Genomic DNA, 17,053 nt, shown 5'->3' with positions numbered 1-17,053 from the left:
GCCGGGCGTCATGGGCGAGCTGTACGTCGCGGGAGACGGCCTGGCCCGCGGCTACCTCGGCGCCACCGCGCTCACCGCCACCCGCTTCGTCGCCGACCCCTTCGGCGAGAGCGGAACGCGGATGTACCGCACCGGCGATCTGGCGCGCTGGACCGCCGACGGCGATCTGGAGTACGCGGGCCGCGCCGACGAGCAGGTGCAGATCCGCGGCTACCGCGTGGAACCCGCGGAGGCCGCGGCGGCCCTGGCCTCGCTTCCGGAGGTCGCCGAGGCCGAGGTGCTGGCACGCCCCGCGCCGGGCGGCGGACAGCGGCTGCTCGGCTGGGTCACCGCAGCGCCCGGCACGGCCCCCGAGCCCGACGAGCTGCGCGCGGCGCTGCGCGGACGGCTGCCCGAACACCTGGTGCCCGCCGCGGTGTTGGTGGTGCCGGGATGGCCGCTGACCGGCAACGGCAAGCTCGACCGCAAGGCGCTGCCGGAGCCGGAGGAGCGCGCCTCCACCGGCCGTGCCCCGGCGGGAGTGCTGGAGGAGCGGATCGCCGCGGAGTTCGCGGCCGTGCTGGAGCGCCCGCACGTCGCCGCCGACGAGGACTTCTTCGCGCTCGGCGGGCACTCGCTGCTGGCCACCCGGCTCGCTTCCGGGCTGCGCTCGGTGCTGGACGTCGCGCTCTCGGTGCGCGACGTCTTCGAAAGCCCCACCGTCGCGGCACTGGCCTGCCTCGTCGAGGCGCGCGGGTACACCGCGTCCGTACAGCCCGCGCTGCGTCCGCGCCCGCGCCCGGCGGTGCTGCCCCTCTCGCCGGCCCAGCGCCGGCTGTGGTTCCTCCAGCAGCTGCACGGCCCCAACGGCGACTACAACATCCCGTTCGTGGCACGTCTGACCGGTGCGCTGGACGTACCGGCACTGCGCCTGGCGGTGGCCGACCTGCTGGAGCGGCACGAGAGCCTGCGCACCGTATTCCCCTCCACCGACGGCCGTCCGCGCCAGCAGGTGCTGGCGCTCTCCGAGCTGCCCGAACCGCTGACCGTGCGCACCCCGGACGCCCGGAGCGCCGCCGCGGACACCGGGCGGACGGTGGACGCCCTCGTCCGCGCGCCCTTCGACCTGGAACGCGACATCCCGCTGCGCGCCACCCTGATCCGACTCGACGACGACGCGCACCCCGGCCCGGCCGACGCGCACACCGCCCCGGCCGACGCCCGCCAGCACCTGGTCGTGCTGGTCGTCCACCACATCGCGGCCGACCAGTGGTCCGCCCGACCGCTCCTGCGCGACCTCGCCGGGGCCTACGACGCCCGCCGCACCGGACACGCCCCGAACTGGCAGCCGCTGCCGGTGCAGTACGCGGACCACACCCTGTGGCAGCGCGAGGTCCTCGGCTGGCAGGAGGACGCGCCGACCGAAGGCGGCGTCATCGCCGGTCAACTCGACTACTGGCGCCGCCAGTTGGCAGGGCTGCCGCAGGAGCTGCCGCTGCCCGTGGACCGGCCCCGCCCGGCGGTGCCCAGCCACCGGGGCGGCTTTGTGCACTTCACCGTGCCGGCCGGTGTGCACCGCAGGCTGCGGCAACTGGCCAGGTCCGAGAGCGCGTCCATGTTCATGGTGGCGCACGCGGCGCTGGCCGCACTGCTCACCCGCATCGGCGGCGGTGAGGACATCGTGGTGGGCACGCCCGTCGCGGGCCGCCACGACAGAGCGCTGGACGATCTGGTCGGCTTCTTCGTCAACAACCTCGTGCTGCGCACCGACACTTCGGGCGACCCGACCCACCTGGAACTGCTGCGCCGGGTCAGGGACACCGACCTGGCCGCCTACGCCCACGCCGACGTGCCCTTCGAGCACCTGGTGGACGTGCTCGACCCGGAGCGCTCGCTCGCCCGCCACCCGCTCTTCCAGGTGATGCTCGCGCACGAGAACCGCGTCGGCGGCGAGATCGGCCTGCCCGGTGTGACGACGACGACCGTGCCCACGACCGGTGACGCGGCCAAGTTCGACCTCACCCTCACCCTCGCCGAGCGCGAGGGGAGCGACGGCATGGAGGGAGTGCTGGAGTACGCCCGCGATCTCTTCGACCCGGCCGGCGCCGAGGCGATCGCGCTGCGCTTCGCCCGGCTGCTGGCCGCGATCGCCGACGACCCGCAGGCCCCGCTGCACCGCCCGGAGCTGCTCACCGCCGCCGAACGCGCCCTTGAGCTCGCCCCGCCGACCGAGGCGGAGGTGCGCCCGAGCGGCACCGCCGAGGCCACCCTGCCGGGCCTGTTCACCGCCTGCGCCGCCGAGCACGCCGAACTGCCCGCGCTGCGCGGCCCCTCGCTCGACGCCGGGGAGCGCGAGCTGACCTACCGCGAACTGGACAGCGAGAGCGCCGCCCTCGCCGCGCGGCTGACCGCGCACGGCATCCGCCCCGAGGACCGGGTGGCGGTGGTGCTGCCGCGCACCGTCGAAGCGGTGGTGGCGCTGCTCGCCGTCGTCCGCGCAGGCGGCGTCTACCTGCCGGTGGACCCCGACTACCCGGCCGAGCGCGTCGCCCACATGCTGCGCGACGCCCGGCCGGCCCTGGTCCTGACCACCGCCTCGACGACGCAGTCGGTGCCGCCCCTGCCGGACCCGGCGCCGCTGCTGGAGCTGGACGCGACCACGGTCGACGAGCCGACCGCAGCCGGCGAGCCGACCGCGCAGCCGCAGCCGTGGCGGGAGCTGTCGCCGCAGTCGGCCGCGTACATGATCTACACATCCGGCTCCACCGGCCGGCCCAAGGGCGTCGTCGTCCAGCACAGCGGGCTGCCGGCGCTGGCACGCACCGTCGTCGACCACTTCGGCACCGGACCCGGCTCGCGCGTGCTCCAGTTCGCCTCGCTCAGCTTCGACACCTCGATCTGGGAGATCGTGATGGCGCTGCTGAGCGGCGCCGCCCTGGAGATCGTCCCCGCCGAACGCCGACTGGGCGAACCGCTCGCCGAGTTCCTCACCGAACGCGGCGTCACCCATCTGACCGTGCCGCCCGCGGTCCTCGCCGCGCTGCCCTCCGACGCGATCGCCGACAACAGCACGCTGATCGTCGCCGGTGAGGCGTGCCCGCCCGATCTGGTGCGCGACCGGGCGGTCGGCGACCGCCGGATGTTCAACTCCTACGGCCCCACCGAGACCACCGTCGACGCCACCCTGTGGGCGTGCGACCCGCGCGCGCTGCGCGGCGCGCACGGCGCCGTCCCGGTGGGCACGCCCGTCGCCGAGACCGGCGTGTACCTGCTCGACGCCGCCCTGCGGCCGGTGCCTCCCGGCACCACGGGTGAGCTCTACGTCGCCGGGTCCGGCCTGGCCCGCGGCTACCACCGCAGGCCCGGGCTGACCGCCGAACGCTTCCTCGCCGACCCCCACGGCCCGGCGGGCAGCCGGATGTACCGCACCGGCGACCTGGCCCGCCGCAACCGAAACGGCGATCTGGAGTACCTGGGCCGCGCGGACCACCAGGTCAAACTGCGCGGTTTCCGGATCGAGCTGGGAGAGGTGGAGTCCGCGCTCGCCGCGCTGCCCGGCGTCCGGCAGGCCGCCGCGACACTGCGCGAGGACCGGCCCGGCCGGCCGGTGCTCACCGGCTATCTGGTGCGGGAGCAGGAGCCGGCCGACGGGCCCCGCCCCACGCTCGTCTCGCTGCGCCGCACCCTGGCGGCCGAACTCCCGGACTACGCGGTGCCGGCCGTCCTGCTGGAGCTGGACGCGCTGCCGCTGAGTCCCAACGGCAAGGTGGACCGCGCGGCGCTGCCCGCACCGGCCGCCGCACCGCAGGAGGCGGCGGCCGAGGGCGTCGCCGCCGAACTCGCCGCCCTGGTGGCCGAGGTGCTGCGCCTGGACACCCCGCCCGGCGCCCACGACTCCTTCTTCGCCCTCGGCGGCGACAGCATCTCCTCCATCCAGCTCGTCTCCCGTGCGCGCAGGGCCGGTTGGGTGCTCAGCGCCCGGCAGATCTTCGAGCACCACACCCCGGCCGGGCTGGCGGAGGCGGCCGAACGCCTCGACCCGGACGCCGCCGGCGCGAGCGGTGGCGGGGGCCCCGACCCGGACGAGGGCTCGACGGGCGCGGGGGAGCGGACCGTCACCCCGACCCCGTTGATGCGCCGACTCCTCCGGCAGCCCGCCCTCCGGCGCACCTTCCACCAGTCGATGCTGGTCACCACACCGGCCGAGCTCACCGAACCCGCCCTGCGCGAGGCGCTTTCCGCCCTGGTCGCCGCACACGAACTGCTGCGCGCCCGCGCCGTGCGGGAAGGGCCGGACGCCCCGGTGCTGGTGATCGCCGACACCGTGCCGCACCCCGAGGAACTGCTGACGGTGGTGGACACCGCGGACGCCGGCCCCGACGCGCTGCGCACCGAGATCGCCCGGCGGTCCGCCGCCGCCGTGGACGCGCTCGACCCGGACACCGGACGGCTGCTGTACGCGGTGTGGTTCCGCGGCGGCCCCCACCGCGCGGGACGGCTGCTGCTGGTCGTCCACCACCTCGTGGTGGACGGGGTCTCCTGGCGGATACTGCTGCCCGACCTCGCCCAGGCGGTGGCCGGCGTCGCGCCGCTGCGACCCGCGACGCCCTTCTCCCGCTGGAGCGCGGGAACGGCCGCCCGCCCCGAGCACTTCGCCGACGAGGCGGACCACTGGCGTCACACCCTCGGCGCCGAACCGGGCGCCTCCGACGACGCCCGGCCGGCCGACGACCCGTACGACCGACCGCCCCGCCCCGAGGGCGAGTTGCGCACCGTGCTGCGCCCCGAACTGACCGGGACGCTGCTCACCTCCGTAGCCGCGGCCTTCCACGCCGGCCCCGACGATCTGCTGCTCGCCGCGCTCGCCACCGCCCTGGCCGGCGAACCGTCCCTGGCGGGCGAGTCCGGCCCGCCGCTGGTGGACCTGGAGTCGCACGGCCGGCACGAGGACCTGCTGCCGGGCGCCGAACTCTCGCGCACCGTCGGCTGGTTCACCACCCAGTACCCCGTGCGCACCGCGCTGCCCGGAGCGGACGCCGGCGAGACGGTCAAGCGGGTCAAGGACGCCCTGCGCGCGGTGCCGCGGCACGGCAGCGGGTACGGCGTCCTCCACGACCAGGCGCCCAGCGGCGCACGGGTGGCCTTCAACTACCTGGGCCGCTTCGGTGCGGCGACGTCCACCGGGCACTGGGCCCCCGCCCCGGAGTCCGACTCCGTGCACACCGGCGGTCTGCCGACCCTGCTCGACGGCCATCTGCTGGACGTCAACGCCGCCACCCTGGACGGCGAGGACGGCCCGGAGATGACCGTGCGCTGGACCTACGCGGCCGACCTGTTCGACCAGGAGTCCGTGCACGCGCTCGCCGGCCGCTTCACCGCGGTGCTGGAGGAGCTGGCCCGCCGGCACACCGAGGAGGGATACGCGGGCCACAGTCCGGGCGACTTCCCCCTGCTGCGGCCCACCGCCGCGGAAGTGGCCGAACTGCAGACGGCCGTACCCGCGTTGGCCGACGCGCTGCCGCTCTCGCCGCTCCAGGAGGGCCTGGCGTACCACGCGCTCGCCGAGCCGGACGCCGCGGACGTCTACCTCGTCCAGCTCGAACTGGAGCTGACCGGCCCGCTGGAACCGGCGCGGCTGCGCCGGGCCGCGCAGGCGGTGGTCGACCGGCACGCCGTGCTGCGCGCCGGCTTCCGGCAGCTGGCCTCGGGCCGGCCGGTCCAGTTCGTCACCGCCCGCGCCCCGCTGCCGTGGGAGGAGCACGACCTGCGCCGCTCCGGCACCGCGGCCGAGACGGAACTTGCCGCCCTCGCCGCCGCCGACCGCGCACACCGCTTCGAGCTGGACCGGCCGCCGCTGCTGCGCTGCACCCTGGTGCGCGTCGCCGACGACCGGTGGCGGCTGCTGCTGACCCACCACCATCTGCTCCTGGACGGCTGGTCCACGCCGTCGCTGCTGACCGACCTCTTCGACTGCTACGCCGGCCGCCGTCCCGCTGCCCGCCGCCCGTACGCGGACTACCTGGGCTGGCTCGCCGAACAGGACCGGGACGCAGCCGTCGACGCCTGGCGTCAGGCGCTTGACGGCGTCGACGCCCCCACCCTGGTGGCGCCCGGTGCCGCGGCGGCGGGCGAGCAGCCGCCCGGCGAGGTCGAAGTGACCCTGACCCCCGCACGCACCTCCGCCCTGGAGGCCGCCGCCCGCTCGGCCGGCACCACCCTGCACACCGTGGTGCAGACCGGCTGGGCGCTGACCCTCTCCCGGCTCACCGGCCGCGACGACGTCGTCTTCGGCAGCGCCGTCTCCGGCCGACCCGGCGAACTGGACGGTGTGGACGGGATGTTGGGGCTCTTCGTCAACACCCTGCCCACCCGCGTCCGGCTCGCTCCCGGGAGCTCACCGGCCGAGGCCGCGGCGGAACTGCACGCGCGTCAGATCGCGCTCCTGGACCACCAGCACCTCGGCCTCGCCGAGATCCAGCGCGCGGTGGACCTGCCGGTGCTGCTGGACACCATGACCGTCTTCGAGAACTACCCGTTCGACGAGGCGTCGCTCGGCGCCAGCGAGGACGCCGCCGGGCTCCAGGTGCGCGGAGTGGGCGGCCGGGACGCCACCCACTACCCGCTCACCCTCGCCGTGACGCTGCGCGAGGGCCGGCTGCGGCTGGTCCTGAAGTACCGCCCGGACCTGTGGGACGCGGACTCCGCCCGCGACACACTGGCCGAGCTGACAGCCGCGCTGGACGCCTCGGCCGACCGGCCCCACGCGCCGATCGGCAGCCTCACCGGGCGGGTCAACCCGGCGGAGGGGACCCTCACCGGCGCCCCCGCGCCCACCGGCCCGCCGACGGACCGACCCGGCCTCGCGGCGGCGATCGCCGCCCACGCCGAGCACAGCCCGCACTCGCTCGCGGTCCGCTCACTGGCCGGCGCCGCGTCCCCGTCCGCGTCCCCGGGCGGGTCCGACTCCCTCCGGGGCGCCGCCTCCCTCGACTACGCCGAACTCACCGCCCGTGCGGCCGCGTTCGCCCGCGAGCTGCGGGCCCTGGGCGCGGGCCCGGAACGCGTGGTCGGCGTACTGCTGCCGCGCTCGCCCGAGCTGGTGGTCGGGCTGCTCGCGGTCGCGTGGACGGGCGCCGCCCAGCTGCCCCTGCACCCGGACTGGCCGGCCGCACGGATCAGGGAACTGCTCGCCGACTCGGGCGCCGTCGCGCTCGTCCACGACGGCTCCGCCGCGGCCGGGGACGCGCTCCTGGCCGACCACCCGGTGCTGCGGCCCGCCCCGTCCGCACCGCCGCAGGACGAGCGCGCCGCCCTGCCCGCACCGGTGCCCGTCCGGCCGGACCAGCTGGCCTGCGTGATGTACACCTCCGGCTCCACCGGCACGCCGAAGGGGGTGGCGGTCAGCCACGGCGCGCTGCTCGCCCTGGCCGCCGACAGCCGTTTCGACGGCGACGCCCACCGCAGCGTCCTGATGCACTCGCCGCACTCCTTCGACGCCGTCCACTACGAGCTGTGGCTGCCGCTGCTGCGCGGCGGGCGCACGGTGCTGCTCCCCGACGAGCCGCTGGACCCGGGCCGCCTGCGCGAGTTGCTGACCCGGCCGGGCGGAGGCGCGGACGCGGCGTGGTTCACCGCCGGACTCTTCGCGCTGCTGGCGCAGGAGGCCCCGGAGGCGTTCACCGGGCTGCGCGAGGTCTGGACGGGCGGCGACACCGTGCCGCCCGAGGCCGTCGAAGCGGTGCGCGCCGCCGCACCGCGACTGCGTCTCGTCAACGGGTACGGCCCCACCGAGACCACCACCTTCGCCACCTCGGCGCTGCTGGTCGACGCCGCCGCCGGCGTGCGGCCGGCTTCCGGCGCGCTGCCGATCGGCGTCCCGCTGGACGGGATGACCGCGACCGTACGGGACTCCGCGCTGCGGACGGTCGCGACCGGCGCGGCGGGCGAGCTCTATCTCGCCGGCACCGGACTGGCCCGGGGCTACCTCGGCGCTCCGGGGCGCACCGCCGAGCGGTTCGTCGCCGATCCGCTGGGGCCGCCCGGCAGCCGGATGTACCGCACCGGCGACCTGGTGCGCATACGGCCCGACGGCGCGCTGGACTTCCTCGGCCGCGCCGACGCGCAGGTGAAGCTGCGCGGCCACCGGGTGGAGCCCGGCGAGACCGAGTCCGCGCTGCGCGCCCTGTCCGCGGTCGCGAGCGCCGCCGCAGTCGTGCGCGAGGATCTGCCCGGCGGGCCGGCCCTGGTCGGCTACTGGGTCCCGAACGGCCCGCACCACGACGGCCGTTCGCACCAGCACACCGCGCCGGCCACCGACACCGCGCCCATCACCGACACCGCGCCCACCACGGGCCCGGCCACCGCGTCCGGGTCCGGCGCCACCCCTGCCGGCGCCCTGTCGGGTGCGGCGCTGCTCGAGGAGCTGCGTGCCTCGCTGCCCGCGCACCAGGTGCCGTCGGTGCTGGTGGAGCTGGAGGAGCTGCCGCTCACCGCGAACGGCAAGGTGGACCACCGCGCTCTGCCCGCACCACCCGCACCACCCGCACCGGACCCGGCACCCAGCCGTCCGCTGGGCCAGCGCGAGGAGTTGGTGTGCCGGCTCTTCGCCGAGGCGCTGGGCCTGGAGAGGTTCGGCCCGCAGGAGGACTTCTTCGCCCTCGGAGGCCATTCGCTCGCCGCGATGCGGCTGGCGGGGACACTGCGCGCCGCCCTGGGCGCCGAGCTCTCGGTGCGCGACCTGTTCACCGCGCGCACCCCGGCTGCCGTCGCGGCACTGCTGCGGCGCGCGGCCGGCGCCGCACCGCCGCTCACCGCCCGTGCCGAACGTCCCGCCGAACTCCCGCTCTCCGCGGCCCAGCAACGCCTGTGGCTGCTGGACCGATTGAGCGAGGAGCCGACCGCCGCGTACAACGTGCCGCTCGCGCTGCGCGTCCACGGCACCGTCGACCCCGTGGCGCTGCGTGCGGCCCTGGGAGACCTGGCGGCCCGCCACGAGACGCTGCGGACGGTCTTCCCCGAACGCGACGGACTCCCGTACCAGCGGGTGCTGACCGCCGAGCAGACCGTGATCCCCTTCGAGGTGCGCACGGGCGCCCCCGGCGAGCAGGAGGCGGTGCTGCACGCCGCGGCCACCGAGCCGTTCGCACTCGAGAGCGAACCGCCCCTGCGCGCCGTGCTGTTCACGGCTGCGGAGGCGGGCGGCAGCCAGGTGCTGCTGCTGGTGCTGCACCACATCGCCGGTGACGAGTGGTCGTTGCGCCCGCTGCTGACCGATCTGTCCACCGCCTACCGGGCGCGCCTGGCCGGGGCACCGCCCCGCTGGGCCCCGCTGCCGGTCCAGTACGCGGACTACACGCTCCATCAGCACGAGCGGATCGGCGGCGAGGCGGACCCCGACAGCGGATTCGCCCGCCAACTCGCCCACCTGCGCGGCACCTTGGAGGGCCTGCCGGACGCGATCGACCTGCCCGTCGACCGGCCCCGCCGCGCGGACACCGGGTACGACGGCGCGGTGGTGGAGTTCACCGTGCCCACCGCGGTCGCCGCCGGACTGCGCGAGCTGGCCCGTCGTACCGGGGCGACCCCGTTCATGGTGGCGCACGCCGCCTTCGCGGTGCTGCTCCAGCGGCACGGCGCGGGCACCGACATCCCGGTGGGCACCCTGGCCGCCGGCCGGGAGGACGCCGCCCTGCACGATCTGGTCGGCTTCTTCGTCAACACCCTGGTGCTGCGCACCGACACCTCGGGCGACCCGACCCCGGCGGCGCTGGTGGAGCGGGTGAAGGCCGCGGACCTGAGCGCTCTGGACCACACCGAGGTGCCCTTCGAGAAGCTGGTCGACCTGCTGGGCGTCGAACGCTCGCTCGCCCGCCACCCGCTCTTCCAGGTGATGCTGACCCATCAGAGGCGCACCCCGGCCGGGCCACGGCTGGGCGATCTGGCCACCGAACCGCTTCCGGTGCACACCGGCACCTCCAAGTTCGACCTCACCCTCACACTGGTCGAGGACGAGCAGGGGGCGGACGGCGAGCCGGGCCCCGTCACCGGTGGATTCACCTACCGCACCGACCTCTTCGAGGAACGGACGGTCCGTGAGCTGTCCGAGCGGCTCCTGCGCGTGCTCGCCGCCTTCGCCGAGCGGCCGGACACCCCGCTGAGCACCGTCGACCTGCTCTCCGCAGAGGAGCGGCGGACCGTCCTGGGCACCTGGAACGCCGCCGAGCCGCCCCTGTTGACCACTCTCGCGCCGGCCGCCGCCTTCGCGGAACACGCCGAACGGACACCGGGCGCGCCGGCCGTACTGACCGCGGACCGCAGCTGGAGCTACGGCGAACTCCTCGACGCAGTGCGGCCGTTGGCCGCCGGACTGCGCGAGCGGGGCGTGGGTCCCGGGGAGCCGGTCGCGGTGCTGCTGCCGCGTTCGGCACACACCGTGATCGCGGCCCAGGCCGTGTTGCGGGCCGGTGGCGCCCATCTGCCGCTGGACCCGGCCCACCCGGCCGAGCGGATCGCCGGCATGCTGGCGGCCAACCCGCCGACCGCGGTGATCACCGACACCGAGCACGCCGATCTGCTGCCCGCAGGTTTCGCCGCGCCCGTCCTGTTGGTCGACGCGGCGCCGCACGACACCTCGGCGGACGTCGGACCGCAGCCCTGCCACCCGGCCCAACCGGCGTACGTACTGCACACCTCGGGCTCGACCGGACGCCCGAAGGCCGTGGTCGTGCCGCACGGCGCGCTCGCCAACCGGCTCGCCTGGACCCGGCGGCGCCACCCGCTCGGCCCCGGCAACCGAATGCTCATGAAGGCCGCACCGGGCTTCGACGTCTCGGTCTGGGAGATATTCGGCCCGCTCGCGCAGGGCGCCGCGGTGGTCGTCGCCGAGGGGGACAGCGCACTCGACCCGGCCGTGCTCGCCGCCCTCATCCGCGAACACCGCGTGGACACGGCGCACTTCGTGCCCTCACTGCTGACCCTGTTCGCCGCCGAACCGGCCGCGGCCGACTGCACCGCTCTGCGCACGGTCTTCAGCGGCGGCGAAGCCCTCGCCGACGGCCCGGTGCGCGAGCTCGCCCGCGTGCTGCCGGACGCGCAGCTCGTCAACCAGTACGGCCCGACCGAGGCCGCCATCGATGTGACCGCCCGCACCGCGGTGCCGGGGGAGCAGCCCTGGGTGCCGCTCGGCGCGCCCGGCGCGGGCACCCGCGCCTACGTCCTGGACGAGCGGCTGCGCCCGGTGCCCCCGGGAGTCGTCGGCGAGCTCTACCTGGCCGGCGCCCAACTGGCCCTGGGATACCGGGGCGAGGGGGCCCGTACCGCCGAGCGGTTCGTCGCCGACCCGTTCGGCGGCCCGTCGCTGCGGATGTACCGCACCGGCGACCTGGCCCGCTGGAACCGCGGCGGCGAGCTGGAGTTCCTCCGCCGCGCCGACGACCAGGTGAAGCTGCACGGGGTGCGGGTGGAACCGGGCGAGGTGCGCTCCGCGCTGCTCGCCCACCCCGAGGTGCGCGACGCCGCGGTGCTGGTGCGCGAAGACCTTCCGGGCGCCGGCGGTGCGGCCCGCCTGGTCGGGTACGTCACCGCCGCGCTCGCCGGCTCCGACGGCCCGGACGCCGAGGAGGTGCTCAGGCACAGCGCGAGGCTGCTGCCGCCGTCGATGGTGCCGCACACCGTGGTGGTGCTGGAGCGCTTCCCGCTCACCGTGGGCGGCAAGCTCGACCGCTCGGCGCTGCCGCTGCCCGCGGCGCCCGAGGCCGGCGGCGAGCAGCCGAGCAACGAGGCCGAGGCCGAACTCGCCGCGCTCGTCGCCGAGTTGCTTCGGCTGCCCGAGGTGGGCCCCCGGGACAGCTTCTTCGCGCTGGGCGGCGACAGCATCTCGGCGATCCAGCTGGTCGGTGCCGCGCGCAGACGCGGACTTGTCCTCACTCCGCGCGAGGTCTTCGAGCACCGCACCCCGGCCGCGCTCGCGACGGTGGCCCGCCGCGAGTCCGAGGTGGAGACCGTGCACGACCCCGGGGCCGGCGAGGCTCCGGCGACGCCGATCATGCACGCACTGCGCGAACGCGGCGGCGACTTCGGCCGCTACGCGCAGTCCGTCCTGATCACGCTCCCGGCCGGGATCGAGGAGGGCGTGCTGCGCCGGGCGCTGGGCGCGCTCGTCGCCCACCACCCGGTCCTGGCGGCCCGGTTGGTGACGCAGCCGTCGTGGCGGCTGCTGGTGCCGGAGGACGCCGAACTGCCCCCGGAGGCGCTGCGTCGCGTAGCGGTGGACGGCACGGCCGTACCGCGGGAAGCGATCAACGCGGCCTCGCGCGGGGCCACCGCGGAACTGGACCCCGTGCACGGCGCGATGCTGCGGGCCGTGTTCTTCGACCGCGGGCCCGCACAGCCCGGCCGGCTGCTGCTCGTCGCCCACCACCTGGTGGTCGACGGAGTCTCGTGGCGGGTGCTGCTGCCCGACCTGGCCGAGCTGTGCAGGGCGCCGCAGAGCACCCTGCCGGCGGTGGAGGTCTCCTTCGTCCGCTGGGCCACGGCGATGGCGGCGGACACCGAGCAGCTGCACGGCGAACTCCCGCACTGGGAGCAGACGTTGGCGCCGGAGCCCGGCACCGGCGAACGGACCGCCGTCACCGCCGGGGTGTCGACCGAAGCCGACGCCGCCGGGTTGCCGGCCGAAGAGGACGCCGCCGTCCCGAGCGCCGGACGGACGCGGACGCTCACCGCCACGGTCGCCGCAGAGGTGGCCGAGGCCGTGCTCGACGAGGTCCCGGCCGCCTTCCACTGCGGCGAGCAGGACGTGCTGCTGACCGCCTTCGCGATGGCGCACGCCGCGCACGGCGGCCAGAACTCGCTTCCGGTGCTGCTGGAGGGCCACGGACGGGACGCCGGTCCGGCCGGGGTGGTTGCCGAACCGGCCCGCACCGTCGGCTGGTTCACCAGCCTCTATCCGGTGCGGCTGCGGCTGGAGGGCATCGACCCGAGGACCGCGCTCACCGATCCGGAGCAGGCCGGTCGGCTGCTGAAGTCGCTCAAGGAGCAGCTGCGCGCGGTTCCCGGCGGCGGCGCGGGCTACGGACGCCTGCGGTATCTGGACGCGCACGCCGGACCGCGACTGGCCCGACTGCCGCGCCCCGAAGCCGCGTTCAACTACCTCGGACGCTTCGACGTCGCCGACCGGTCCGACGCGGACCCGCACGACGCTGCGGACGCCGCACCGGACGGCCGGGCCGAGCACGCCGAACCCCCCGCCTGGCAGCCCGCACCGGAGTCGGGCGCGCTCTGGCGCGAACCGGCCGCGATCGGCGCGGACACCGCGCTCGACCTCAACATCACCGCCCTGCGCCGCCCCGGGGGCACCGAACTGTCGGTGACCTGGCAGTACGTGCAGCCGCTGGTGGACCAGGAGCGTGCCGCCGCGATCGACGCGGCGTGGCGCACCGCCCTTGAGACCCTGGTCGCCGCCGCACGAGGCACGGCGGCCGGCCACACCCCGTCGGATCTGGGACTGGTGTCACTCAGCCAGGACGAGATCGACGAGTTCGAAGACGAGTGGAGGATTTCGTGACCGGCTCCAGCGCCCGTTCGGGTCTGCAGGACATACTCCCGCTGTCCCCGTTGCAGCAGGGCCTGTTCTTTCTGTCCTCCTACGACGGGAGCGGACCGGACGTCTACCAGGTCCAGTTGGCCTTCGACCTGGACGGGCCGCTGGACGACGAACGGATGCGCCGGGCCGGCGCGGCCCTGCTGCGCCGCCACCCCAACCTCATGGCCGCCTTCCGCCAGCGCAAGAACGGCGAGCCCGTCACCCTGATCCCGCATGAAGCGGAGCTGCCGTGGGAGGAGGCGGACCTCTCCGGCCACCCGGAGGCCGAGCGCGAACGCCGTCTGGAGCGGCTGCTGGAGGCCGACCGGCACACCCGCTTCGACCTGGCGGTGCCGCCGTTGCTGCGCTTCACCCGCATCCGGCTGGCCGCCGACCGGCACCGGCTGCTGCTCACCCACCACCATCTGCTGCTGGACGGCTGGTCAACCGCCCGCGTCGTACAGGAGCTCTTCACGCTGTACGCGGCCGACGGCGGCGCGGACGGCCTGCCGCAGGTCCGCCCCTACCGCGACTACCTCGCCTGGGCCGCGGGCCGCGACGCGGCGGCCGACGAAGCCGCCTGGACCGCGGCGCTGGCGAACCTCGACGGGCCGACGCTCGCCGCGCCCTCGCTGGACAGCCGCTCCGCGTCCGCGCCGCGCGCACGGGAGGTGGAGCTGCCGGACGGCGTCGGCGCCGCACTCGCCGCCCGCGCGCGCGAGCTGGACCTGACCGCACCCCTGGTCGTCCAGACCCTCTGGTCGCTGGTGCTGGCGGAACTGACCGGCCGCCGGGACGTGGTCAGCGGCACCACCGTCTCCGGCCGCCCGCCCGAACTGCCCGGCGCCGAGCACATGGTGGGCCTCTTCATCAACACCCTGCCGGTGCGCGTGCGGCTGCGCCCCGCCGAGACCCTCGCCGGGCTGCTGCGCCGCACCGCCGACGAGCAGGCCGTGCTGCTGCCGCACCACCATCTGGCCCTCGCCCGCATCCAGCAGCTCGCCGACGCCGGCAGCCCGCTCTTCGACACCCTCTGCGTCTTCGAGAACTACCTGGTGGAGCAGACCGGTTCGACGGCCGAGGAGTTCGGCGGGGTACGGGTGCGCGGGCTGACGGGCCAGGACGCCACCCACTACCCGCTCACCCTCGTCGCCGCTCCCGCCCCCGACGGCGGCGTCGCGCTCCGGCTGTCCCACCGCACCGACGCCTTCGACGACACGGCAGCCGCGAGGATCGCCGACCGGATGCGGCGGGCGGTGGAGCTGTTCGTCGCGGACCCGCACCGCACACTCGCCGCCACCGCGCTCCTGGACGAGGAGGAGCGCAGCACGGTCCTGGAGGAGTTCAACTCCGACACCGCCGACACCGAACCCGCCACCCTCGGCGCCCTCTTCGAGGCGCAGGCCGCACGGCACGCGGAGCTGACCGCCGTCGAGGACGGCGCCGCACGTCTGACCTACGCGGGTCTCAACTCCCGCGCCAACGCCCTCGCCCACCAACTGATCGCCCACGGCGTGGGGCCCGAGGACATCGTCGCGGTGGCGCTCCCGAGGGGCGCTCAGCTCCACATCGCACAGCTCGCGGTGGCCAAGGCCGGCGGTGTCTACGCCCCGCTGGACCCCGGCCATCCGGACGAGCGGCTGAGCGCGCTGGTGCGCGGCGCGGGTGTCGCCGTGGTCCTCTCCGACTCCTCGGTCGACACCGGCGGCTGGGCCGGCGGGCGCCCGGTCGTCCTGGCGGACCGCCTGCCCGCCGGGCTGCCCGACCACAACCCCGCGGACGCCGACCGCCGCGCACCGCTGCTGCCGGACCACGCCGCGTACCTCATCCACACCTCCGGGTCGACCGGCACCCCCAAGGGCGTGCTCGTCGCGCACCGGCCCCTCGCCGACCTGGTCGCCTGGGCCGGCGCCGCCTTCGGGGCCGCACCGGGCGACCGGGTCACCCAGTTCGCCTCGCCGAGCTTCGACGTCACCCTCGCCGAGCTGGCCAACTCCCTGCTCTGCGGCGCGACTCTGGTCGTGGTCCCCGAGGAGCGACGCGCCGGCGAACCGCTCGCCGACTTCCTGGTCGAGGCATCGATCAGCTTCGGCATCATTCCGCCCTCGGTGGTGGCCTCGCTGCCGGAGGACGCCGCGCTGCCGGAGGGGATGACCCTGATCGTCGGCACCGAGGCACTGCCGCCCGAGCTGATCCGCGCCTGGGCGGGACGCCACCGGCTCTTCAACGCCTACGGGCCCACCGAGGCCGTCGTGAACTCCGCCACCTGGCGAGTGCCAGCGAGCTGGACCGGCGGCCCGGTGCCGATCGGGCCGCCGGACGTCAACAAGCGGGCGTACGTGCTCGACGCCTTTCTGCGTCCGCTGGCACCCGGCGCGCTCGGCGAGCTCTACGTCGGCGGGCCCGGCCTGGCCCGCGGCTACCTCGGCCTGCCGGGCACCACCGCGGAGCGCTTCGTCGCCGACCCCTTCGCCGGGGCGGGCGCCCGGATGTACCGCACCGGCGACCTGGCCCGCTGGAACGCCGCAGGTGAGCTGGAGTACGCCGGCCGCGTCGACCACCAGCTGAAGATCCGCGGCTTCCGGGTCGAACCGGCCGAGGTGGAGGCCCGGTTGACCGCCCACCCGGCCCTCTCCCGCGCGGTCGTCACCGACCACCGCGACGAGCGGGGCACCCGGCGGCTGGTCGCGCACGTCGTTGCGGCCGACGGCGCGCAGCGGCCGGCGGAGCAGGAGATCGCGGCCTGGGTGGCCGCGGCGCTCCCCGACCACATGGTCCCCTCCGCCGTCATCGTGCTCGACGCCCTTCCGCTGACCCGCGCGAACAAGATCGACCGCGCTGCGCTGCCCGCACCGCGTTTCGACACCGAGGGCGAACGGGCCGCGCCGGAGACCGACACCGAGAAGGAACTCGCCGAACTGGTCGCCTCCGTACTGGGGTTGCCCGACGTCGGCGTGACCGACAGCTTCTTCGCGCTCGGCGGCGACAGCATCTCCTCCATCCAACTGGTGGGCGCCGCCCGGCGCCGCGGACTGCTGCTGCACCCCCGCGACGTCTTCGAGCACCGCACGGTGCGCGCCCTGGCGGCACTCGCCCGGCCCGCCTCCGCGGGAGCGGCCGACGCCGGCCCGGTCAGCGGCAGCGCGCCGCTCACCCCGATCCTGCGCTCACTGGTGGAGCGCGGCGGCCCGATCGCCGACTTCCACCAGTCGACGGTCCTGCACACTCCGGCCGGGCTGCGTGCGGAGCAACTGGTCGCAGGGCTCCAGCAGGTGCTCGACCACCACGACGGGCTGCGCGCCCGGCTCACCGACCGGGCCCTGGAGATCCCCGCTCCCGGCACCGTCGCCGCCCACGACCTCCTCACCCGTGTCGACGGGCTCACCACCGAGGCCGGCGAACTGCTCGCCACCCTGCGCGGCCACGCCGTCGACGCCGCCCGCCGACTGGACCCGACGGGCGGCACGATGCTGCGAGCCGTCTGGCTGGACG

The 17,053-nt window shown here is 75.8% G+C and carries 2 protein-coding genes (both cut by a window edge); both read left to right on the top strand.

Annotation, left to right across the window (positions count from 1 at the left end):
* Positions 1 to 13,543 carry the 3' portion of a non-ribosomal peptide synthetase gene (locus MTQ01_RS18895; RefSeq protein WP_247491838.1) on the top strand. It extends 2,510 nt beyond the left edge of the window, so the window shows 13,543 of its 16,053 coding nt (coding positions 2,511–16,053); the start codon falls outside the window, past its left edge; the stop codon is at positions 13,541 to 13,543.
* Positions 13,540 to 17,053 carry the 5' portion of a non-ribosomal peptide synthetase gene (locus MTQ01_RS18890; protein ID WP_247491836.1) on the top strand. 12,173 nt of this gene lie beyond the right edge of the window, so the window shows 3,514 of its 15,687 coding nt (coding positions 1–3,514); the start codon lies at positions 13,540 to 13,542; its stop codon lies beyond the right edge, outside the window. The genes MTQ01_RS18895 and MTQ01_RS18890 overlap by 4 nt, the downstream gene beginning before the upstream one ends.

The organism is Streptomyces sp. XM4193 (assembly GCF_023072595.1).
Lineage (GTDB): Bacteria > Actinomycetota > Actinomycetes > Streptomycetales > Streptomycetaceae > Streptomyces.
Note: the sequence above shows the minus strand (reverse complement) of the source record. Positions and strands in the feature narration are given on the sequence as shown.